Origin of the sequence: Nocardia sp. NBC_00403, assembly GCF_036046055.1 — a bacterium.
GTDB lineage: Bacteria > Actinomycetota > Actinomycetes > Mycobacteriales > Mycobacteriaceae > Nocardia.
In genome coordinates, this window is record NZ_CP107939.1 from 3,577,057 (window position 1) to 3,597,752 (window position 20,696).

General features: G+C 63.4%; 24 protein-coding genes. 18 read left to right on the forward strand and 6 right to left on the reverse strand.

What is annotated here, in order from left to right; genetic code table 11:
- Positions 1–9 precede the first annotated feature (9 nt).
- A complete protein-coding gene (locus OHQ90_RS15715) occupies positions 10–471 on the forward strand; it encodes a DoxX family protein (protein WP_328411227.1) in 462 nt (153 codons plus the stop codon).
- 282 nt (positions 472–753) lie between these two features.
- Here the strand turns inward: OHQ90_RS15715 and OHQ90_RS15720 are convergent, their stop codons facing one another.
- Together OHQ90_RS15720 and OHQ90_RS15725 are read right to left on the reverse strand one after the other, a co-directional pair.
- The gene (locus tag OHQ90_RS15720) at positions 754–1,638 is read right to left on the reverse strand and encodes a hypothetical protein (protein WP_328411229.1); all 885 of its coding nucleotides are present in this window, start codon (positions 1,636–1,638) and stop codon (positions 754–756) included.
- 233 nt (positions 1,639–1,871) lie between these two features.
- Positions 1,872–2,759: a tyrosine-protein phosphatase gene (locus OHQ90_RS15725; protein WP_328411230.1), complete on the reverse strand. Its 888-nt coding sequence runs from the start codon at positions 2,757–2,759 to the stop codon at positions 1,872–1,874.
- A gap of 277 nt (positions 2,760–3,036) precedes the next feature.
- On the opposite strand from OHQ90_RS15725, the gene OHQ90_RS15730 reads away from it, so the two are divergent.
- Positions 3,037–3,432 (forward strand): hypothetical protein, encoded by a 396-nt coding sequence (locus tag OHQ90_RS15730; protein ID WP_328411231.1) that lies wholly within the window; start codon positions 3,037–3,039, stop codon positions 3,430–3,432.
- Between the two features lie 43 nt (positions 3,433–3,475).
- On the forward strand, positions 3,476–3,670 hold the full coding sequence (locus OHQ90_RS15735; RefSeq protein ID WP_328411232.1) for a hypothetical protein: 195 nt from the start codon (positions 3,476–3,478) through the stop codon (positions 3,668–3,670).
- 1,716 nt (positions 3,671–5,386) lie between these two features.
- On the opposite strand, the gene OHQ90_RS15740 is transcribed toward OHQ90_RS15735, so the two are convergent.
- Positions 5,387–6,658, reverse strand: coding sequence for a helix-turn-helix domain-containing protein (locus tag OHQ90_RS15740; RefSeq protein WP_328411235.1), 1,272 nt, complete (start codon positions 6,656–6,658; stop codon positions 5,387–5,389).
- Positions 6,659–6,793: 135 nt separating this feature from the next.
- On the reverse strand, positions 6,794–7,147 hold the full coding sequence (locus OHQ90_RS15745; protein WP_328411236.1) for a GntR family transcriptional regulator: 354 nt from the start codon (positions 7,145–7,147) through the stop codon (positions 6,794–6,796).
- Positions 7,148–7,306: 159 nt separating this feature from the next.
- Between OHQ90_RS15745 and OHQ90_RS15750 the strand changes: the two genes are divergently transcribed.
- From OHQ90_RS15750 to OHQ90_RS15805, 12 genes are all read left to right on the forward strand, one after another.
- Positions 7,307–7,750, forward strand: coding sequence for a hypothetical protein (locus OHQ90_RS15750; RefSeq protein ID WP_328411237.1), 444 nt, complete (start codon positions 7,307–7,309; stop codon positions 7,748–7,750).
- A gap of 14 nt (positions 7,751–7,764) precedes the next feature.
- Entirely contained in the window at positions 7,765–8,019 is a 255-nt protein-coding gene (locus OHQ90_RS15755; protein ID WP_328411238.1) for a hypothetical protein, read from the forward strand.
- A 2-nt stretch (positions 8,020–8,021) separates the two neighbouring features.
- Positions 8,022–8,687, forward strand: coding sequence for a DUF2637 domain-containing protein (locus OHQ90_RS15760; protein ID WP_328411240.1), 666 nt, complete (start codon positions 8,022–8,024; stop codon positions 8,685–8,687).
- A 22-nt stretch (positions 8,688–8,709) separates the two neighbouring features.
- On the forward strand, positions 8,710–8,922 hold the full coding sequence (locus tag OHQ90_RS15765) for a hypothetical protein (RefSeq protein WP_328411242.1): 213 nt from the start codon (positions 8,710–8,712) through the stop codon (positions 8,920–8,922).
- Positions 8,922–10,196, forward strand: coding sequence for an FtsK/SpoIIIE domain-containing protein (locus OHQ90_RS15770; RefSeq protein WP_328411244.1), 1,275 nt, complete (start codon positions 8,922–8,924; stop codon positions 10,194–10,196). The genes OHQ90_RS15765 and OHQ90_RS15770 overlap by 1 nt, the downstream gene beginning before the upstream one ends.
- Positions 10,193–10,516 (forward strand): hypothetical protein, encoded by a 324-nt coding sequence (locus tag OHQ90_RS15775; protein ID WP_328411246.1) that lies wholly within the window; start codon positions 10,193–10,195, stop codon positions 10,514–10,516. Before OHQ90_RS15770 ends, OHQ90_RS15775 begins: the two co-directional genes overlap by 4 nt.
- On the forward strand, positions 10,513–10,689 hold the full coding sequence (locus OHQ90_RS15780) for a hypothetical protein (RefSeq protein WP_328411248.1): 177 nt from the start codon (positions 10,513–10,515) through the stop codon (positions 10,687–10,689). The genes OHQ90_RS15775 and OHQ90_RS15780 overlap by 4 nt, the downstream gene beginning before the upstream one ends.
- Positions 10,690–10,733: 44 nt before the next feature.
- A complete protein-coding gene (locus tag OHQ90_RS15785) occupies positions 10,734–10,985 on the forward strand; it encodes a hypothetical protein (RefSeq protein WP_328411250.1) in 252 nt (83 codons plus the stop codon).
- 163 nt (positions 10,986–11,148) lie between these two features.
- Positions 11,149–11,511 carry a hypothetical protein gene (locus OHQ90_RS15790; protein ID WP_328411252.1) on the forward strand — a complete coding sequence of 121 codons (363 nt, stop codon included), beginning with the start codon at positions 11,149–11,151 and terminating at the stop codon, positions 11,509–11,511.
- Between the two features lie 101 nt (positions 11,512–11,612).
- Positions 11,613–13,325, forward strand: a complete 1,713-nt coding sequence (locus OHQ90_RS15795; RefSeq protein WP_328411253.1) for a replication initiator — start codon at positions 11,613–11,615, stop codon at positions 13,323–13,325.
- Between the two features lie 14 nt (positions 13,326–13,339).
- On the forward strand, positions 13,340–13,549 hold the full coding sequence (locus tag OHQ90_RS15800) for a helix-turn-helix transcriptional regulator (protein WP_328411254.1): 210 nt from the start codon (positions 13,340–13,342) through the stop codon (positions 13,547–13,549).
- Between the two features lie 74 nt (positions 13,550–13,623).
- Positions 13,624–14,727: a tyrosine-type recombinase/integrase gene (locus tag OHQ90_RS15805; RefSeq protein WP_328411255.1), complete on the forward strand. Its 1,104-nt coding sequence runs from the start codon at positions 13,624–13,626 to the stop codon at positions 14,725–14,727.
- Positions 14,728–14,748: 21 nt separating this feature from the next.
- Here OHQ90_RS15805 and glnA read toward each other — a convergent pair whose 3' ends face one another.
- Positions 14,749–16,185 carry a type I glutamate--ammonia ligase gene (gene glnA / locus OHQ90_RS15810; RefSeq protein ID WP_328411257.1) on the reverse strand — a complete coding sequence of 479 codons (1,437 nt, stop codon included), beginning with the start codon at positions 16,183–16,185 and terminating at the stop codon, positions 14,749–14,751.
- 251 nt (positions 16,186–16,436) lie between these two features.
- Between glnA and OHQ90_RS15815 the strand changes: the two genes are divergently transcribed.
- A complete protein-coding gene (locus tag OHQ90_RS15815; protein WP_328411258.1) occupies positions 16,437–16,892 on the forward strand; it encodes an RDD family protein in 456 nt (151 codons plus the stop codon).
- Positions 16,893–17,032: 140 nt separating this feature from the next.
- Positions 17,033–17,413, forward strand: a complete 381-nt coding sequence (locus tag OHQ90_RS15820) for a YrdB family protein (RefSeq protein ID WP_328411259.1) — start codon at positions 17,033–17,035, stop codon at positions 17,411–17,413.
- A 73-nt stretch (positions 17,414–17,486) separates the two neighbouring features.
- Here the strand turns inward: OHQ90_RS15820 and OHQ90_RS15825 are convergent, their stop codons facing one another.
- On the reverse strand, positions 17,487–18,230 hold the full coding sequence (locus tag OHQ90_RS15825) for a DUF4191 domain-containing protein (protein ID WP_328411261.1): 744 nt from the start codon (positions 18,228–18,230) through the stop codon (positions 17,487–17,489).
- Between the two features lie 571 nt (positions 18,231–18,801).
- Between OHQ90_RS15825 and OHQ90_RS15830 the strand changes: the two genes are divergently transcribed.
- A complete protein-coding gene (locus OHQ90_RS15830; RefSeq protein WP_328411263.1) occupies positions 18,802–20,637 on the forward strand; it encodes a hypothetical protein in 1,836 nt (611 codons plus the stop codon).
- Positions 20,638–20,696 lie beyond the last annotated feature (59 nt).

Here is a 20,696-nt window from a genome sequence, read left to right on the forward strand (position 1 = left end):
AGAGCCGCCATGAGCAATGCACGATCGATCGGATACTGGACCACGACCGCGGTGACAGTGTTCATTCTGGCGTCGGGTGGTGTCGCCGACCTGGTGCACCGTGCCGACACCGCGAGCGGCATGACCGAACTGGGGTACCCGACCTACGTCATGACCATTCTGGGTGTGTGGAAAGTGCTCGGTGCCTTGACAATTGCCGCGCCGCGATTCCCGCTGGTGAAGGAATGGGCGTACGCGGGCACATTCTTCGATCTGACCGGAGCGTTCGCCTCGCACATTGCGCACGGCTCCGGCGCGAACCACCTGTACTACACCGGCTTCTTCGCGTTGTGCGCAGTGGCGTCGTGGGGGCTGCGGCCCGCGAGTCGCAAGCTCGCGGTGCCGGTCTTCCGTGGATTCGGGCGGGTTGCCGAGCCGCAGGCAAAGGACGCGCGGGCAGTGGCGACCGGACGGATGCCCGCGGTCGCTTAGCGAAGAGCTCGTCCGTGCGCCGAAAATGGCCCGCCGTTCGGTAGGACGGCGGGCCATTTTCTTTTGCTACAACATATAGCCGGAATTCGCTCGGGCCCATCCGCCGAAACGGATGGACCCGAACGAATTTCATGAATATCAGCCGACGAGGTTCTGATCGACCTGCTCGCCGACGCGGAGACGATCGAGATGATGGAGCTCGAGCTCAGGGCCGGCTGACTGGGCGTCTGCGATCGGGTGCGGAATTGCGTGGCCGAGACGGCGAGACGGCGAGACGGCCGGTCAATACTGTTTGGGGAGGTCGGAGCGTCCGGCCGACCATGGTGACCCCCAGTACGATTCGAACGTCGGCAGCTGACGACCCGTACGGTCGAACAATGCCTCCGAACCCAGCCAAGACCATCCGACGTCTTCGTCCCACGGGAGGGTGAGGAGGGACTTGGCGGTGTGGATGTCTCGGTCCATCTCGGCTTCGTTGATCAGATACTCGGCCGATAATTGTGCTGTCGCGCTTCCCGTCTGGGCCGGGCTGCACGATACGAGCACGACCGGGCTTTCGGGATTGTCTTCGACCGCTTCCAAGGTGTGCTCATTACCGGCGACGGCGGGCCCGTAGCTGTTTCCGTCGACGAACACCCGACGACGTTCGCCATTGATATCGACCTGGACAACGTGGGACTCCGGGTAGGCGTGGGAGAGGATGTACAACGGAGGGCGGCCGGTCCGTTGTACCTCCCTTTGCCACGGTGCGTCTCGGCGCTCGCTGTACTGCCAGAGTGGAGGCGAATGCTGCGTTGCGGGCCTTATCTGGTAGGTGTCGCGGTAGTAGAGGTCGCTGTCGCGGTTGCGCGCGCTCGCCCAGCTAGGAATATTCGCGATGTCGCGGTCGGTCTCGGGGAACAGTACGCCGAGCGGGCGTCCATCGGCATCGTGCAGCCCGACACTGTAGATATCCTCCGGTCGAAACGACAGAGACGTGCCGGTCTGCGTATCGATGCCGAAGATGGGTCCGCCCGCGGAACTATGCGGCGAATTGTCTGGTAGACCAAGCGAATTCGGACTCATCAGCCAGTCCCCGCCCAGTGTCAAGTTTCGGTCGCCCTGGACGATCGTGTTCGTGCCCGGGCCGCTGACGTCGGCGAACCGGGTAATCCGCTCGCTCACCACCCGTGCGAGATCCGTGGTGTCGGTCGCGAGTCGTCCTGTCAGACCCTCCAGCACATAGGTGGCGCTGCGCATATCTGGATGTCCCTTGTCCGTGAAACTTCTGCGAAGCAGTATAGGGCCACTGCCGCACGACACGCCTGTGATGCTTGCCTGTTCGCTGCGGCGCGGACCTTCGGACGCGGTCGTTCGGGTCCAGCGTCGAAAATACCTGGACCCGAACGAATTCCGAGTGTTCAGCCGACGAGGTTCTTACGCAGTTGCAGGATGGTGGTGGCGTCGAGGCCGAGCCCCTGGGTCAGGAACTTTCCGAAGTCTCCGTAATCCGCTTCCAGTTTGTCGACCGCCGTTTCCAGATAGGCGGCACGGACTTCCTGCAACGGAATCAGCAGATCGGGGTTCTGCATCAGGCCTGCTCGTTTCACGTCCTCGCGCAGCTTCGCGTCGGCCGCGGCCCGGAACTGATTCGACAGCAAATAGTCCTGGCGCGCAGTCTGTTCCGGCACGCCGACCGCCCGCAGGACCACGTAGGTCACCCAGCCGGTTCGATCCTTGCCCGCGGTGCAGTGATAGAGCGTGGCCTTGTCGGTTGCCGCGAGATCCTTGATCGTCTGCCCGAATTCAGCCAGCGAGTCCGTGTTGAAGAAGCTCCGGTAGACCCCCGCCATGATCTCCTCGGCCCGTCCGTTACCGAGCAATTCCTCCTGCCGCTGCGGATCGCGAGACTGAATCGCCTGCAGCATCTGCTGGAACAGCCCGGTGTCATCGATCGGCCGCGAGACCTGTTGCACACCCGCGGGCAGCTTGTCGGGCCCCGAGAACTGGACCTCCGCGGGCGTCCGTAGATCGATGGCCGCCTTCAGGTTCAGACTGCCCAGCTTCTGTACATCCGCAGCGGTCAGCTTGTCCAAGGAATCGGCTCGAATAGCCTTGCCGGACTTGACCTTCGCCCCGTCATAGGTCCGATATCCACCGATATCCCGAACATTCACCGCCCCCTGCAACTCGATCCGCGCCGCCGCCTCGACGGTGGGATCGGCAATCGCGGTAGGCGGCGAACCGGTCGCGGTAAGTGCGAATGTCGCAAGGGCGGCGGTAATGAAAGAAATAACAGAAATCTTCATGGCGGGGGACAGTAGGACCAAGGCCGAGGTGTCTGCAGCTGTTCTCTCCGCTTTCGCCGCAACGGCCCCGCTCACCGGGATTCTCTTCCTGTTCAACAGGATTCCAGTTCCATCCAACGGGATTCACCCTGCCGCAGGAAGATTCAGTGTATGAACGCGGAATATCCTTCATTTCTGCGCACCCGACAGCTGCAGGCCACAGGCTAAGATCTCACTGCAGATCTCGTGACGCGAGGCCGCCCTCAGCGGCGTGGGTGGCGTCCTGGATGATGCGGGCATGCTGGTGCGCACGGAGAAGATGCCGCAGGCCCCGCAGTGGCCGATGAAAGTTCGGGTTCACACGCCCGTCGGAGTCGCCGAGGTGCTCTGGCGCGGTGATCCGCAAGAAGCCGACGGCCACCACCTCATCGAGTGGACCGTCGATGACGACATCTTCTGGGGCCAGAACACGCAGCCGGCCCCACTTGCCGAGGCGGGACTCCGGCAGGAAGGCGACAGAGTAGTCGTGCGCGGGCGGCTCCAGCTGACCGAGGACGGCGCTGTGTACCTTCAGATGGGCGACTCACTGATTCTGTTCGATCTTGCATCACCAATCCCCGCCAGCACCGACGGCGCCTGGGTGGAGATCAGCGTCGAAGTGAACAGCGTCGCTATCTACCCCTACCAGATCTGAAAGAACATCTGGGGACTCAGGTGTCTCCGACTACCTCGCGTCGATGCTCATCGCGAGCGGCGCGAACATCAAAGTCGTGCAAGCGCGAACACGGCACGCGAACGCGAAAACCACGCTCGACACCTACGGTCATCTGTGGCCGGAAACAGACAAGTCCACCCGCCAGGCGATCGCCGGAGTGATTGCCCAACGGGTGGACTCTAATTCTGCTGCTACCGAGAGCCCGAATCAGGCGTAAAAGCCCTGGTCAGGCTTACACGTCGAAGTAGAGCTCGGACTAGGAACTGGGCGTTTGGTTCGTTGGTGGCCGTTGGTCTCGATGGCTGTGAGCTGGGGGTTTGCAGTCATAACGTTGGTCGGAATCGGCTCTCGGTGGGGCCGCTGCGTATGAACTGCGTATGACGAAGGCGGTCGGACGGCCTACTCGTCGTTCTGTGTGGGCGTCATCGGCCGCCGAGTCCCATGCCGGCCATGATGACAGCCGTTAGAGCGTATTCAAAGATAAGGTCCGGGTCCTGTGTGGCCTCACGTAGGAGCTTGTCTGCGGTAGTTCGGTCTTCGTTGAGTTGGGCGCCTATCAGTCGTAGCGACCATCGTTCTCTCTGCTCCATGTCCGCTGGCCAGATGTCGGGGACCGGATAGGGACCTGTGTGGGTACCTTCCGGTGATGCTTCGATCAGGCAGTCGACCCAAAACAAGATGGCCTCGGCTATTCCCTCGCTGTCGACCGATTCGTCTTCGATGAGCTGTCGGACCTTCATCCCGGCTGATGGATCCTCTGATATCGCTGCTCTGAGTGCCACGCGTGCGTGCTGAAGCCAAACTGGATCTGCCATCGGATCCCCCAATGCCGCTGAAATCGTTCCTGGACCGAGCCTTTCGGTCGGTCACCAGTTTAGGACGCGGTTCTGACGAGCCGACGGTTTCGTCAGCTCGGTGACTTCCCTTCCCCTGCTTCCTCATACTGGCCATCCCTGAGCGGAGGGAGGGCGTGTCAAGGGCGCTCTTTCCCTTGACTCGTCCGAGTGAGGTCAGACAATTGGGCCATGAGGAGGCAGGGATCTACGCAACCATAGCCAGTCACCCTGTCCGCGGATTCCGTTCAGCAATTCACTTGCACCTGGTGAGCGGCTTGGTGATCGGGCAAAAGGCCGGCCTTTTCGGCTGATCGGTGACGGCTCGGTGACCTCCTACGCGGGCTCGGCAGGCTGGGTCTTATGAGGCAAGCGAGCGAAGCTCGTGCGGCAGCACCGTATGAGAGTCAGTGCGCTGGGGGCCGTCGATCGGGCAGAGTGGCGGCCGGTTCGGGTCGGCGATCCGTTCAGCAATTCGCTGCCGGGCACACGTCCACAGCTCGGATCGGTGCTGTAGTGAGCAATCAGGAGTCTGGGTGCACGCTGTTGGCGTATGCGTGCTGCCGACGCGCCCGGTGGGCCGCCAGCGCAGCCAGGCACGCCGGTTGCGTGGCGGCGGCGCGCATGCGCCGTCGCGCGCTCTTGACTCTATATAGCGAAATTCAGCAACAACTTCGTGAAGTGACAGGCGCTCTGCAACTGGGGGCGTCGGACACGGGGCCTCGTCGTGGAATCGGTTGCCGTTCTTGCGATTCCGCTCGGACTGCTCAAGTACGCTGGGATCACCTCCAGCTCAGGGGCGGTGTGGCAGCTGGTCCAGGCCGCATCGCGCCGAGGAAGGAGGTGGTGGGAGATGGCGAAACATCGCCGGAGCAAAACAAAGGCCCCGGTCGACTACGGCATCGTCTTGATCGGTGCTGCCGTGATCGCCGGGGCGCTCATGTTGGTCCGCCGAGTCTGGCTGGCTAGCTAAACCCACCAGGGCAGGGCGTCGGTAGCAACGGCGTCCTGCCCGCTCGGCATCACTCACGTGACTGCTTAAGGATACTTGACTTTGTACGGCACATGCCATGCTATGGCATGGCTCGTATGCCCCACGTCTAGCGGACAGTGCGCGCGAGTGCTTGCAACTGGAGGCGGTATTCATCGGCCTCGGGTTCGCCTGCGTACCGGTCGGTGAGCACGGCAGTGAGATCGCGCGAGACCATGAGCAATGACGGAACCGATTTTCGGTCGGTCGATATCGCTCGCCGTCCGTAGTGGATGGCTTCGGATAGCTCGCCTTCGCGGGCTGCGGCTACGGCCAACGTTATGCGTGCCTCAGCGCTCCGCATGGGGGTGTGGTCTGTGCCGTCGAAGTCGGAGCGTCCGTTGCGTAGGACTTCTTCGGCGAGAGTTCGCGCGATGCGATCGTTCCCGGTATGGCGGTAGCAATCCATCGCATAGAAGTCGAACTTTGCGGGATCAACTACAAAGTGATTGTGGATATTGTCGGGATAGGGCATGCGGTCAAGTACTTGGCGACCTCTTTCGAGTGCTACTTCCATCTCGTCGGCATGTCCCATTCTCGCGAGGGCTTTCGCCTCCTGGGCTATGAGTTGGACCTGGACACCATGGCTGCCGGCCGCGGCTTGACCTGCCTCGGCTGCGGCGATCACTCCCCGGTAGTTGCCACTTGTAAGGGCGAACCACGCTTGCAGCTCGTGCGACCAACCGAGGATGCCTGGATTCTCGATCTCGGTTCCCAGTTTCAACGCCATCTTTCTGGTGGCGTCCGCTGCTCGTCTATCGCCGAGGTCATATTCGAGGCAGCCAACGAGAAGTGCAAGCCATCCAGCGAGTTCGAGCGTACGACGGCGCTGCCGGAACGTGAGATGGCGTTCTTGCATGTCAACGATGCGCCGGAGCCACTGCCGACCTTCGATTATGAGGTCTTGGGGTGGCGTGTAGGAGTATTCGGAGCAGAGTTTGTCGACTGTGATGTGCAAAGCCTCGATCGTGGCGTCTGTGACGTCCGAGGCGTGCAAGCGACCGATGATTTCGAGTGTGTCCATGCCAGTAGCCGAGAGCAACGACAGGTCGAGTTCGCGGGATTGTGGCGGAAACAGGGAATCGGTGACCGTGCCGAGAGTGGCGGCGATCAAGCTCGCATACTCGCGGCTCGGCTTGTTCTCGCCCAGTTCCCATGCTTTCCATCGCCGGATTAGGTGCTCTGCATCCGGCAATGTGCGATCTGCGTGAGTGCGCATGACCGCCGCGGCTTCGGACTGCGAGTAGCCTCGGGCCTCTCGCAATGCTCGAATACGCCGTGCCCAGTCGGGTTGTTCAGCCATCGCGCGTCTGCTCCTGCTTAAGGGATCGGTACACCACAAGTGTCCTGGCGCCGATAGGTGTTGGCGAGGTGTTGCCGGGGTGATACACGCCCATCACCCTTGTCACCAAGTCCACACCCCGAGTGACACTGTTTCGCGGACTGGCCTGGCGGCAGAGTAGTTGACATGCAGAAACTACTGATGAGCTTGATCAACGGATTGACTGGCTTCGATTCGCTCGACTCGTTCCGCGAGGTCGCTGATCCGTGATCTGAGGTCCCGAACTTCGTCGGCAAGTGAGTGATCTTGCTCAGCTGGTATGGAGTCGCTGACAAAGACACCCAGGGACGGAGTGGAAAACGTCCAGCCTTCGTCACACAACGTGCGTACGGCTTTTGCCGCGGTCATGGGCGCAATGTCGTATTCGTCCGCGAGGGCTCTCTGGGATGAGATCCGGTCACCGGGCTTTAGTTCTCCGGACTTGATCTTCTTCTGGATATCCCCCACGACCTGCCGGTATGGGGCTCGCCCGGTGTTGGTGTCACTCATAAGGCCAGCATACCGACAGCTGCCATAGGTCGGTATGGACACGATCCGGCAACAGGCATTGCTAACCGCACTAGGGTGCACTAGGGTGGTATATATCAGTTAAGTGGCATGGAACTAACCGAGGCCACGAAAAGGCAAACAACACAAGGAGATACGACCATGGCACTCAAGGGCTACCGCTTCCCCATCTCCCACGCCGAAGCCTTCCCTCAGGGCTTGGTTTTGGTCGGCCAGATCGAGGCGCTGACCAAGTACAACCCGGATCGCAATGCAGTGCCTGAGCAGCGTCGTGATTTCGACGTGAAGACAGGCGAGGGCACGGGCCTGCTGATGTGGAAGGCCACGGTCACCGATCCGTCGGAGACGAATTCCAGGCGCGCTAGCTTCCAGTTGATCTTCGTGGCCGAGAACGTCCCGGTGCCCTCGACACCGGAGGTGTTGCCGGGTATGCGTCAGATCGAGCTGGAGGGTCTGCTCGCCGAGCCGAAGGTCATGGGTCAGGGCGAGTTCAAGTACCAGGGCTTCAACTTCTATGCCGGTGGCATCAAGGGCGACAACTCCGGCGCGAAGGTCAACCAGCCTGCCGCGGCGAAGGCTGCGTGATCGTCATGTCGTACATGAGTGTTCGGTCGGTCCGCTCCACGGGCATCGAGCTGCACTACGAGGCTGCCCGCGCAACCGAGTTCGGCTTGGAGGTTCCGGCCTGTGTGTACGTCTACCTCGACGAGGCGGGCTACGCGACGCTTCAACTGACGATGGACGACGCTCGGGTCCTGGCCGAGATGCTGCCGGGGCTGGTGATGGCTCACGACGCCACCGAGCATGCCGCAGCAGAGCACGCCGCGGCTGTGGCTGAGTCCAAGGCGGCGTGACCGTGAGCGCGGCGGATCAGCAGTCCAAGGGGATGGCGTGGGCTCGCTGGTCCGCCGTTCTCGTTGTCGTGGTCATCGGTGTTGCCGCGTTCGTGTTGTCGTTCGCGGCGTTAGAGGACCTCGCGAAGAAGGCCCATACACCCGAACGGTTGGCGTGGCTGTTCCCGGTCATCGTGGACGGCACCATCATTCAGGCCACCATCGCTGTGTTGGCGTTGGCCGACAGTGACGGCCGTAAGTGGTTCGAACGTGTCCTGGTCGCTGGGGCGGCGGTCTCGATCGGCGGCAACATCGCTCACGCTCTGGTGTCCGGTCACGGTGTCGGTGCTGCCGTGCTCGCGGTGATCGCCCCGGCTGCTCTGCTGATCGACACACACGGCCTGGCGGTGCTGTTGCGCACCCACCGACCCGTTCCGAGCGAACCGGCTGAGCCCGTAAGGGATTCCGCGCCCGTCGAATCCTCGACCCCCGAACCACTCACCGCGGAACCTCCGGTCGCCGAACCCCTGGCCCCGGAACCCGTCCCGGTGTCCGTGCCGGTGAGTTCCCCGATTCCGCCGGCACCTGTCCGGCTCATCGCTCCACCGAGGCATGTGGCTCAACCCTTCCAACCCCCGCGTCCGATACCAGTCCGGCCGGTCGCGGTTCCTGTCAACGGAGGCAACTGACATGGCAGAACACAGTTCGTTCATGACGATTCACCACAGTGACTACAGCCTGAACTCCCAGGCTATCGGCACTGACCTCGCCGCCGCCTACATCCCCGCGATCGGCATGGTGATGGTCTGTGTCGGCAACGGATCGCTGTGCATGTTCCCCGACCAGGCCGCCGAGCTGATCGAGATGGTCACCGCGGCTCTCGACTCCCACACCTCAACGACGCAGGCCAAGGCGGTGGCGTGATGAGTTTGGCAACCACGTTGCCCCCACTGGCCGCGATAGCCGGTGGTGTGGGCATGGCGGCTCGGATGGCGTACTGGTCGCGGCAGAAACCTGCGGCTCGTAAGGAAACGGTCGCCGATTGGGTGGCTGCGGCACCGGTCGAGTTGAAGGCTTCGATCCTGGTGTTCTGCGATCGCCAGCAAGAGCTGATGCTGTGGCGTGAGCTGGATCTCGGCTCGGAGGATGACGGGTTCCCCACGGTCCTGGATGTCGAGTACACCGCCTACGGGCTGGATGTGGACGTGCAGATGCGCGGTGGCCACAAACTGTCCGACTGGACCGATCAGAACACCCTCGACGCGTTCGCCCAGTACCTCGGCGTTCCCGAAGTCACCGCGGCCTCGTCGTCTCCCGGATTCATCCGTATCCAGGTCAGAGTCCACGACACCCTCGCTGCTGATGTGCCGGTGCCGACCGAAGTGCCTGATCACGTGGATTTGGAAGCGGTCACCGCAGGAGTGTTCGAGGACGGCCAGAGCTGGACTGTTCCGATCCAGGGCCGTCACGTCCTGATAGCCGGCGGAACGGGTTCGGGTAAGTCGAGCGTGTTGTGGTCGCTGGTCAACGGCATGGGTCCGGCGATCCGTTCCGGTCGGGTGGAGTTGCGGGTGATCGACCCGAAGGGCGGCATGGAGCTGGGGTACCTGGAACCACTGTGCACCCGGTTCGCCTGCACCGGCGAAGAGGAAATGGTCGGACTGCTCGAGGAGACCGTCACCGATCTTCAAGAAGCCACGCAACGCTACCGCGGCAAGGTCCGCAAACCCGTTCCTACACCGCAGAACCCCTTGGTTGTCACGATCATCGATGAGGCGGCGACGCTCTCGGCGTTCTCGGACCCGAAGAAGCAGGCGCGGTTCGAACGCGCTCATGGTCTGCTGCTGTCGCAGGGACGCGCACCGTTGTATTCGGTGATCGAGACGGTGATCGATCCGTCGAAAGAGAATGTGCCGCAACGGCAGTTGCTTCCGTACCGGGTCGGTATGCGGATGGACGAAGCCGCCCAGGTCGCCATGATCCACGGCCAGGGCGCCCGTAACCGCGGCTCGTACTGTGACCGGATCCCGCATACGACACCGGGCGTTTGCTATGTGCAGGAGGACGGTAAGGCTGGTTTCCAGCGGGCTCGGGCGTTCATGGTCACCGACGCCGATGTGGACCGGATCGTGGCGCAGTACAAGCCGATCCCTCGCCCGGTCGACCTGGACGCGTTCGCCCAGGGGCGTGCGGCATGAGGACAGGGTTTGTCATGGAGTGCCATGTGGTCATCTACTGCGACGGCTGCGGCGACACCTACACCGAGAACACCGGTGAGGGTATCTGTTTCGACACGGTCAATCAGGCTGTCGGCTACCTCAACGCCCGATCCGCTGGTGTCGGCTGGGCCTATGACGGCGACAAGGTTCTCTGCGACGGCTGCCAAGCATTGGCCCGCTGCACCGAACACGGTCACACCTTCCCCGAACGCCGTATCTCCCTGCGGCGGCTCACCAAAACCACCCATTCCCGCACCTGCACCGTGTGCGGCATCTCCGAAACCGAGGTCCTGTCATGAACACCAGCAGCCGTTACGACGACAACGTCATCGACCTGCAAGCCCGTCGCCGCTGCCAGCTGCAAGCCCGTGGCCTCGATCCCGTCACGGTCGCGGTTCACGTGCTCGCCGAAACCGGGACACTGCCGGCTTGGGGCAGCGATGACTACGACGGTGGGGACTGGGCGGCATGAACAGCCACGGGTCTTCACACGGCTATTGGAAACCGGAGCGGGGTATGGACTTTCACCGGGTGCTGGTCTCCGCCGATCGTGGGCATCTGCGCGAATCGTGCGAGGTATTCGCCAACTACCTTCCCGACGCCACCCAGCAGCGACAGATCCAGGTGACCCTGCACAAGGAACACAACTTTGCCGCCGTGCTGCATCTGGCCATGACCGTAGACGACGCCATCGCGGTAGTTGGTGTGCTGCAAGCCGCAATCCGACAGGCGACAGGCGGCGAGCACGACTGGGAAGACCTGTCATGAGCGGCACTGCGAAACCTGTTTCGCAACAACGGAATTCAACGAATCGGATCGTTGCGAAGGCAGCAGCGTCGATCCGGAAGCCGCGTCCCAAACGCAAGAACCTGCACGAACCCTGCCCAGGACAGCTGACCCTGTTCGCACCACCCGAGAGAGGGACACCGAAATGACCCGGTCGATCGTTTCCCCGGTTCGTGCCCGCTACCTCGCCTGGTACCGCTACCGGCGCCGTTGGACCCGTCTCATGACCACCGCCCGCCTCACCCGCACGACTGACGACGGCGCCATCCGTGTTCCGCGGTTGTTGTCGGTTCGTATCGGTGAGGCCACCGACCGGGTTCGGGTGCGGATGCTCGACGGACACTGCCCCGCCGACTACGAAAACCGCACCATCCAGCTCGCCGGCACCTTCGGCGCACGTGGCTGTGACGCCGCCTTGATCGGCCCTGGAACGGTGGAAATCATTCTCCACCAACAAGATTCACCAGCAATTGCCGCACTATCGAACGACTTGGACGACGTGGCATGACCGACATGGTCGACGGAGGCCGGACCGGGGACACCAACCCCTGATCCGGCCTCCGGGCACTGATCAGTCGAATTCCGAAACACGAAGGGGGACAACACGTTATGGCTGCACCGATCATCGGTATCGCCCCCAACCGGGAAACCGCCGCCGACCGACGCGCGATGCCCGACATCAACGACATCGCCGAATCAGCCGCCGAAAAAGAAGGCGTGTGCGCTCGGGTCGTGCCGATGCGGGCGTTCGATCCGATCACCTCCCGCACCTCTTATGTCGGCGCCCCCTGCAAGTCCACGAACGCCACGACCTGTCCGGCCTGCGCGAAAGCCAACCGGTATCTGCGCATGACCCAGCTGCGCGAAGGCTGGTGCACCGAACACGAACCCGTCGACACCACAACCGAACCGACCCAAGCCCAGCAAGACGTATTAGCCGGTCGCGCAATGTTTTTCACCGACTATCACGATGCTCGCCGCGACGGTGATGACGAACTCGCCGATGCGATCAAAGCGTTGGTGGCCGATATGGATGTCGAGCTGCGTGCACTCGGTGTCCGGGGCAAGCTCCCACCGCTGGACGCCAAGCCCCGCCGTAAAGCGAAGTCCACGCGCCGCCGTGACGACGTGCCGGACCTGCCACGCAAGAAGGTCAACAAGGCCCTGACCGTGGGCGCCGCGTACGCGGACGGTAAGTATCGGCCCTCGACGTTCTTCACTATCACCCTGGACTCGTACGGGCACATCAACAAGGTCCGCGACCCCAAGACCGGGAAGATGGTCTCCGATGGTTCCCCGCGTGACCCGGAGTCCTACGACTACACCCGTCAGGCCCGCGACACCATCCACTTCGCCCGGTTGTTCGACCGGTTCATGCAGAACCTGCGCCGGGCGGTCGGCTGGAACGTCCAATACTTCGCGACCGTGGAACCACAGAAACGTGGTGCCCCGCACCTGCATATCGCTATCCGGGGTTCGATCCCCTCGCAGTTGCTGTATCAGGTCACCGCGGCGACTTACGTCAACATTTGGTGGCCGCACTTCGACAAGCCCGTGTACAGCGATGCGAATATGCCGCAGTGGGACTACAAGGCCGGCACTTTCACCGACCCCCGCACCCACAAGCCGCTCACCTATTGGGATGACGCGCTGGAAACGATGGATTCGGTCGGTGACCTCGAACCGGCCCACACGCTGAAGTTCGGTGGTCAGTCCAAGGCGGTGCAGATCCTCGGCGGCACGGAAGAGATGGACATCAAGGTCCGGTATCTGACCAAATACCTGACCAAGTCCATCGGGGAAGTCCTGGAGACCGACTCGACTCGCGTTGCGGTGCATTACGACCGGCTCCACGCCGAGCTGCAGCAGACTCCGTGCTCGCCTCGGTGTGGTGTGTGGTTGCGCTACGGCATCGTCCCGAAAGGCGCCACCGAGAAGACCCAGCCGGGCAAGTGCAAAGGCCGTGCGCACCGCCGCGACACCCTCGGCCTGCCCGGTCGACGTTGCTTGAACTCGGGCAAGTGGTCGGGCAAAACGATTCCCGATCACAAAGCTGATCGCCTCGACTTCGTCCGCCAGCAACTCGCCGCTGTCGGCATCTACCCGCCGGATACCTCGCATCTGCGGATCACACCGGTTGGGCCTGGCGACAAGGACGCGCCACCGCGGTCGCATCTGGTCATGGCGCTGGTGGCTGCCCGGATCAACCAACGCGCCGACTACACCAAAGCGCGGCTCGCCAGGACCGAGGGGCCACCAGGAGATACCTGGGGAACCGTTGTGTCGCAAGAGTTTTCGACTGTTCAGCAATCAGCAGCATAGGAAGGTATCCAGCGATGATCGAGAATGACGTGTTCCTCCGGGCCAAGCAGTGTGAGGAACTGACCGGGATTCCAGAAGCAACGTGGCGGTGGTGGGCGCACGTCGGCCGTGGCCCGGAATCGTTCAAGCTGGGTCCGCGTCGACGGGTCTGGCGAAAGTCCGTCGTGCTGGCCTGGATCGCCGAACAGGAGCAGGCCACCGGTAGCAACCCGGCAGCGGCATAGTGGCTACTCGACGTAATCGCCGCTCCGGTATCGAAGACCTCTGGACCAAGGAGAAACGTCTACCGGATGGCTCGATGCAGCGAGTGCCTTCCGCGATCCATGGCAAGTGGAAGCGTTGGCGTGCGAGGTATGTGGATGACACCGGTCAGGAGCATTCGAAGACCTTCGCCCGCAAGACTGATGCAAAGACATGGCTGAATGGTCAGATGTCCTCGCTGGTGCAGGGCACGCACGTTGCGCCGAAGGACATGCGGCGCACGGTTTCGGAATGGTGTGAGGAGTGGCTCCGCGGCTACGCCAACAACCGGGACGGAACTGTGCGCCAGGCCCGCGTCCACATTGCCCAGATCAACGCGGAGTTCGGTGGTGTGCAGCTGGCAGCCATCCGGCCGTCCGCAATCAAGACGTGGACGGCCAAGCTCAAGGCCCGCGGTCACGAGCCCAGCTATATCTACGCGTTGCACGGTCGGCTGTCTCAGATCCTCAGTGATGCTGTGCTGGACGGCATCCTGGCGCGCAATCCGTGCTCGAAACGGACGACTCCGCCGATGGGCAAGCAGAAGGTCTATTGCGCTACCACCGAACAGGTTTGGGCGCTCCACGACCTGATGCCAGCGCATTTGCGGCCCGCGATCCTGCTCGGGGCTTTCGCTGGACTCCGCATCTCCGAAGCGTGCGGACTGCGGGTGCTGGATGTTGATTTCGTGCGGGGTGTCGTCCACCCGAAACAACAGTGGCCCGCCAGGGAGCTGAAGACGGATGGCTCCGAAGCTCCTATCCCGATACCGCGTGAACTCGCTCTTTTGCTGTCGTCAGCTGTTCAGCAACGTCCGGGGGAGCGTGTACTCACCGATGACGACGGCAAGTCGGTCCCGCCCTGGCAGATCGATCGTGCGCTACGGGCGGTGCGCGGGGATGTAGTCGGCCTTCCCGAGGAGTTCGGGTTTCAGGACCTGCGTCACTACCTGGCGTCGCTGCTGATTGCGAACGGGGCGAACATCAAGGTGGTTCAGGCCAGAATGCGGCACGCGACGGCGAAGACGACTCTCGACACGTACGGGCATCTGTGGCCGGATACGGACGAGTCCACCCGCCGCGTGATCTCGTCTGTGATCACGGAACGGATGGACTCGATGCCGTCTACTGCGTATGAACTGCGTACGAAACGGGCCAAGTAGGCCTATTCGTGCAGGTCAGGCTTACACGTCGAAGTAGAGCTCGAACTCGTACGGGTGCGGGCGGAGGTTCACCGGGGCGATTTCCTGCTCGCGCTTGATGGAGATCCAGGTCTCGATCAGGTCCTCGGTGAAGACGTTGCCTTCGGTGAGGTAGTCGTGGTCCTGCTCGAGCTTGTCGATGACCGACGCCAGGCTGGTGGGGGCCTGGGGGATGTTCTTGGCCTCCTCCGGCGGGAGCTCGTAGAGGTCCTTGTCGACCGGGGCCATCGGCTCGAGCTTGCGCTTGATGCCGTCCAGGCCCGCCATCATCATGGCGGCGAAGGCCAGGTACGGGTTGCCCGAGGAGTCCGGCGCGCGGAACTCGATGCGCTTGGCCTTCGGGTTGTTGCCGGTGACCGGGATACGCACGGCAGCCGAGCGGTTGCGCTGCGAGTACACCAGGTTGATGGGGGCCTCGTAGCCGGGAACCAGACGGTGGTAGGAGTTCACGGTCGGGTTGGTGAACGCCAGCAACGACGGGGCATGGTGCAGGATGCCCCCGATGTAGTGACGCGCCAGATCCGACAGACCCGCGTAACCGGCCTCGTCGTGGAACAGCGGCTTGCCGTCCTTCCACAGCGACTGGTGCACGTGCATGCCCGAGCCGTTGTCACCGAAGAGCGGCTTCGGCATGAAGGTGACGGTCTTGCCTTCCTGCCATGCGGTGTTCTTCACGATGTACTTGAACAGCTGCAGGTCGTCGGCGGCCGAAAGCAGGGTGCCGAACTTGTAGTTGATCTCGGCCTGACCGGCGGTGCCGACCTCGTGGTGGCCGCGCTCCAGCTCGAAGCCCGCTTCCTGCAGGTTGGTCGAGATCTTGTCGCGCAGGTCGACGTAGTGGTCGTACGGAGCGACCGGGAAGTAACCGCCCTTGTTGCGAACCTTGTAACCGCGGTTGCGGGTGCCGTCCGGGTTGAACTCCGCGCCGGTGTTCCACGAACCCGAGATCGAGTCGATCTCGTAGAACGCGCCGTTCATCCCCGATTCGTAGCGCACCGAGTCGAAGATATAGAACTCCGCCTCGGCGCCGAAGTAGGCGGTGTCGGCGATACCGGTCGAACGCAGGTACTCCTCGGCCTTGCGCGCGATGTTGCGCGGGTCGCGGCTGTAGGCCTCGCGGGTGAACGGGTCGTGCACGAAGAAGTTGAGGTTCAGGGTCTTCGCGGCGCGGAACGGGTCCAGTCGCGCGGTGCTGAAGTCGGGGAGTAGGAGCATGTCCGACTCGTCGATCGACTGGAAGCCACGGACGGAGGAGCCGTCGAACGCGAGCCCTTCCTCTGCGAGGTCGGTGGTGAACGCCTTCGCGGGAATCGAGAAGTGCTGTTGTACACCAGGAAGATCGCTGAAGCGGATGTCGACATACTCGACTTCCTCGTCAGCGAGGAATTTGATGACCTCGTCGGCCGTGCTGAACGTCACTTGTACTCCTTACGGATCGGTTCCCAGCCCGTGTCGATTGCATGGGTTCGTCGCGACCAGACGCTATGGATGCGGTGTTTCCCGGCAGTCAAGGCTGTGTTTCGCCAGTGTTACACGTGCGGCTGGCCGGGTGGCGCTGACCACCCGGGCTCGAACAGCATGGTAATCCTCCCATCCCTGGCAACACCCACCGACCTGAACTCTGCTTATGCGGTGCCAGACGGCCGGTTGGGCGCGCTTATTGTGGGGGTATGGCACGCAGCACCGGATCATGGCTCTCGGGACCCCCGACGGACCCGGATGACCCGGAAACCCCTGAGTTCCCCGGTCAGTACCTCGGTCTGCCGCAGTCGGGTCCCGGGTCGTTGCCCGGCATTGGACGCCGGATCGCCGCGCTGTTCGTGGACTGGATGATCGCGGTCGGGATCTCGCTGTTGATCGTGCGCGGCGGCTCGGCCTCCAGCTCGACCCTGCTGATCTGGTTCGTGATCGGTGTGGGTGCGGTCACGTTGTTCGGTTACACACCGGGGCAGTACTTCCTTCGGCTGCGGGTGATCCGGGTCGATGCGCCGGTAGGTGTCGGTTTCGTGCGTGCGCTGGCTCGGCAGGCGCTGCTGGTATTCGTGGTGCCCGCGCTGTTCACCGATGCCGACGGTCGCGGCATGCACGACCGGGCCACCGGGACCGCGGTCGCCCGCGCGCGCTGACGCGGCGTCACGTTACGGCCCAAACGCGGGTTCGAGACCGTCCGACCGCGAGGCGATCGAGAGGCTGCATCATTCGCTGTGGACTGCAGATGTCCGAAAACGGCCGGGCAATGGCGACCCCGCGTCGGTAGGCTCTGCGGGTGTCATTGAATCCGGCGTTGCTCGCCGTTCGCTTACTCCTCGAACTCACCGCAATCGCTTCCTTCGGGGTGTACGGCTGGCGGGTCTTCGAATCGCCCTGGCGGTTCATCCTGGTGGTGGCGCTGCCGATCGTGGCCGCCGCGCTGTGGGGCACGTTCGCCGTTCCTGGTGACCCGAGCCGAAGCGGTGCGGCGCCGGTCGCGGTGGCCGGTCCGGTCCGCCTCGCGGTCGAGGTTGGCGTGCTGTTCGGCGGAGCCGCCCTCCTGTGGGCCGCGGGGCTGCCGCGGTGGGCACTGGTGTCGGGGGCGGCGCTCGTGGTCTATCACCTGCTCGCCTACGACCGGATCACTTGGCTGCTCACCAGGGAAAAGTCGGCGTAACGGCACCGAACAACCGAAGGCCCGCGTCCGGATTCCCGGGACGCGGGCCTTTCGAAATTCTTACCGCGCTTGGTCAGCGCCTGCGGATGCTGCGCTGCACGCCGCGCATCTTGGCGCCCGCGGGCATCGGGCCCTTCGGCAGAGCCGGGCCGCTGCGCGCGTTGAGGGCGCTGAGCCTGCCCTCGATGAGGTCCATGCGCTTGACGTCGATATTGCGGGGCAGCTTGGTGAGGTGGCGCTGCAGCTCCTTCAGCGATACCTGGCCCTCGTCGTTACCGATGATGATGTCGTAGATCGGGGTGTCGCCGATGAGTCGCGCGGTGCGCTTCTTCTCCTGCGCAATCAGCGATTTCAACCGCTGCGGGGAACCCTCGCCGATCAGGATCACCCCGGGCAGGCCGATCACCCGGTGCACGGCGTCCAGCTGGGTGGTCGCCGCGATGCCGTTGCTGACCCGCCACTTGCCCTGCAGGTTCTCCAGCACCCACGCCCCGGCGCCCGCCTGGCCCTCGGCCTTGGCGTAGACGTTCTTCTGTACGCGCCGCCCGAAGATGATGAACGCCACGAGCACACCGAGCAGCAGGCCGAGCGGCAGCAGGAACCACTGCAATCCGAAGATCAGGCCGACCACCACGAATACGGCCGTGATGCCGACCACGGCGCCGATCATCAAGGGCAGCAGCAGCTTGTCTTCCTTGCGCTGCATCTGGAACGCCTGCCACAACTGCTGGCGGCGTTCTTTCGACTGCTGCTTGCGCGCCGCTTTCGCCGCGGCCTTCGCTTCCTTCGACGGGGTGCCGCCCTTGCCTACTGCCATGTCTCTCAGGATAGTGGCTGCGTATAGCCCGGTCGGCGGCGGGACGGGCGTGGTTCGAGTGATCGCGATGCGGCCTGCTCGCCGATACGAGATGATCGCGATCACACACGCTCGACCACCAGGCCTTGCTCGTGCGGTACGGCGACGCACACGGTAGCGCCTTCGCTACCGTGGCCGCGGCGGCCACCGAGGCGCGGATCGGGCGAACAGTCCACCGGGTTCGAATGCGATACACGAGGGTCGTTCCAGATCCGCGCCTGAACGGCGACGGACAGGCAGTGATCGAATTCGTCCGACGCGCTGGCCTATGACCGCCCTTGTGCCGCCAATGCCCTGCTCTTGCAGTGCCTTTCGGATTTCCAACTGGCCCTCGCATCGAATATCTTTGAGCGGTCGATAGCGTGGACGCGATGAAGGGTGGCCGTCGATGCGGGTCATCAACGAGCGAACGGCGATACCGGGATTCGAGCAGCGAGTGCTCGACTGGATGCGGACATGGACCGGGCAAAGCATCATTGTGGGATTGGCGATTCCTGGGTGTTCTATCCCAGGGCCTGGCCGCGCGGACCATGTGACAGAAACCGATCTGGTGGTGATCACGCCGCAGGCAGTGGTCGTGATCGGAGCGAAAGCGGCCGTTCCGGTGGCCGCCACCGGTGGCTTGCCGGTGTGGGCCGATGGGCGACAGCCCAGGTTCGAGGGTGATCAGAGCCAGGTGCCTGACGACAGCAGCCTGTTCGATCAGATGACGAATGCTGTCTCCAGGCTGAAAGAACTGGTTCGTGAGCGCCATGTCGACGCCCATGTCGACGGGCTGATGGTCGTGGTGCCGCCCGCGGAAGCGGGGATCATGTCGAATGTCGAATCGCCGCACGACGAATTCCCGGTGGTGTTGGGGTCGACTCCCGGTCAGCTGCGTGCCTGGTTCATCCGCACCGCGAACCGACGGCTGATCTGGTCCGCCGAGGACGTGCACGCGTTGCTCGGTGACTTGCACATGTCCGATCTGGTCACCCGTGAAGACCTGGTCGCGGAGGGCTTTCCGTCGCAGACACGCCCGGATGCGGGTTCGAGCGGGCCGCCGTGCCCGACCGATCTGGATCACTCGCCGACCTCGTCGCTGCTCGCAGTGGCCGCGGCCCCATCCGGCTCGGTGCGCTCGGCCGAACTCGACTGTCCGCCGGACGAAGATCAGTCGATGCCTGCGTCGGACCAATCGGAGTTGCCGCAGGCGGCGACTCTCCTGCGGGTGCAACCGGACGAGTCGGAACAGGTAACGCGGTTCGGGCCTCCGGTGCGACCACTGGATGATCAGAGCCCGCGCCGCTCCCTGTCCACCCGCGTGGATCATCGCCGGACCGACGATGTATCCGACGCCGCCGGGGCGGCGTCGATGTCGCATTCCGGTGCGAGTGCTACCGCCGGAAGCTGCACAGACACGCAACTCGTCACAGACGCACCCGGCGCGTGGTCGACCGTGGAGGGGCGAAGTGCTCCGGACTCGAGCGGGCAGCAACGGGGGGCGCCCGCGGTGGTCCCGCCACCATGGATCACACCTGACACCGAGATGGAGCCGCCAGGAAGATCGTCGTTTCTGGATGGTCAGTCGCCGTTGATCGTGCCGGATTCCGAGGTCGAGCCGCCGTCGCCGAGCACTTTCCATGCAGATCATCACGTGTCGTCGACCATCCACGATCTCGATGTGGATCCGGCGCAGTCGTACCGAACCCCGGCACCATACCGGGGCCGGCAGTACGAGACCGAAGTCGATGCGAGTGATGTGGAGCCGGCGGAATCCGACGGTCCGGAGTCGTCCTTCACCGGCCAATGGTCGTCGTGGATCGATGCCGATGCCGATGCCGATGCCGATGCCGATGCCGATGCCGATGCCGATAGCTACGACTACGACTACGACTACGACTACGACGAGGACTATGACGACATGCTGTCGCGCCCGGTCAGCGCGCAGCCACCCGCCGAGAGCTGGTTACCGTCACAAACCGCACCGAGACTGTTGCCGGGCCGAACCAAGCCGGTCGTCAACGAACGTCGGCTCCGCATGCCATCGCTTCGACCTGCGCTGTCCATTCGTCAGCTTTTCCCAGCTCAGGCGACTCGACCTGCGCTGTCCATCCGTCAGCTTCTCCCAGCCCAGGCCACCGGCCCGGTGCAGGTCAACCGGCATCTTCCGCAGCAGCTGGCGGCGGTGGCTGTCATCGTGGGCGCCTTTGTCGCGCTGTGGTTGCTGGCCGCCGCTTGCTCGTCGTCGCACCAGGACGCAGTAGTGCCGCCCCAGCCCACACCGACCACCGAGGCCGCCGTACCGCCCGGACCTGTCGCTGAAACGGCGGAACCAGCACCTATGCTCATGCCGCCGCTGTGCTTTCCGTACCCACCAGAATGTTGACGCTGCCACCCGAGTCGAGCAGGCGAGCATCGTGGTCGGACTCGGTGGGGCCGTTGAGT

Coding starts and splice junctions, on each gene's coding strand:
- OHQ90_RS15800 (WP_328411254.1), top strand. CDS start 13,340: ATGATCGAGAATGACGTGTTCCTCCGGGCCAAGCAGTGTGAGGAACTG.
- OHQ90_RS15775 (WP_328411246.1), top strand. CDS start 10,193: ATGAGGACAGGGTTTGTCATGGAGTGCCATGTGGTCATCTACTGCGAC.
- OHQ90_RS15770 (WP_328411244.1), top strand. CDS start 8,922: ATGAGTTTGGCAACCACGTTGCCCCCACTGGCCGCGATAGCCGGTGGT.
- OHQ90_RS15755 (WP_328411238.1), top strand. CDS start 7,765: ATGAGTGTTCGGTCGGTCCGCTCCACGGGCATCGAGCTGCACTACGAG.
- OHQ90_RS15780 (WP_328411248.1), top strand. CDS start 10,513: ATGAACACCAGCAGCCGTTACGACGACAACGTCATCGACCTGCAAGCC.
- OHQ90_RS15825 (WP_328411261.1), bottom strand. CDS start 18,230: ATGGCAGTAGGCAAGGGCGGCACCCCGTCGAAGGAAGCGAAGGCCGCG.
- OHQ90_RS15805 (WP_328411255.1), top strand. CDS start 13,624: ATGCAGCGAGTGCCTTCCGCGATCCATGGCAAGTGGAAGCGTTGGCGT.
- OHQ90_RS15750 (WP_328411237.1), top strand. CDS start 7,307: ATGGCACTCAAGGGCTACCGCTTCCCCATCTCCCACGCCGAAGCCTTC.
- OHQ90_RS15735 (WP_328411232.1), top strand. CDS start 3,476: ATGCTCATCGCGAGCGGCGCGAACATCAAAGTCGTGCAAGCGCGAACA.
- OHQ90_RS15785 (WP_328411250.1), top strand. CDS start 10,734: ATGGACTTTCACCGGGTGCTGGTCTCCGCCGATCGTGGGCATCTGCGC.
- OHQ90_RS15815 (WP_328411258.1), top strand. CDS start 16,437: ATGGCACGCAGCACCGGATCATGGCTCTCGGGACCCCCGACGGACCCG.
- OHQ90_RS15765 (WP_328411242.1), top strand. CDS start 8,710: ATGACGATTCACCACAGTGACTACAGCCTGAACTCCCAGGCTATCGGC.
- OHQ90_RS15725 (WP_328411230.1), bottom strand. CDS start 2,759: ATGAAGATTTCTGTTATTTCTTTCATTACCGCCGCCCTTGCGACATTC.
- OHQ90_RS15790 (WP_328411252.1), top strand. CDS start 11,149: ATGACCCGGTCGATCGTTTCCCCGGTTCGTGCCCGCTACCTCGCCTGG.
- OHQ90_RS15730 (WP_328411231.1), top strand. CDS start 3,037: ATGCTGGTGCGCACGGAGAAGATGCCGCAGGCCCCGCAGTGGCCGATG.
- OHQ90_RS15745 (WP_328411236.1), bottom strand. CDS start 7,147: ATGAGTGACACCAACACCGGGCGAGCCCCATACCGGCAGGTCGTGGGG.
- OHQ90_RS15795 (WP_328411253.1), top strand. CDS start 11,613: ATGGCTGCACCGATCATCGGTATCGCCCCCAACCGGGAAACCGCCGCC.
- OHQ90_RS15715 (WP_328411227.1), top strand. CDS start 10: ATGAGCAATGCACGATCGATCGGATACTGGACCACGACCGCGGTGACA.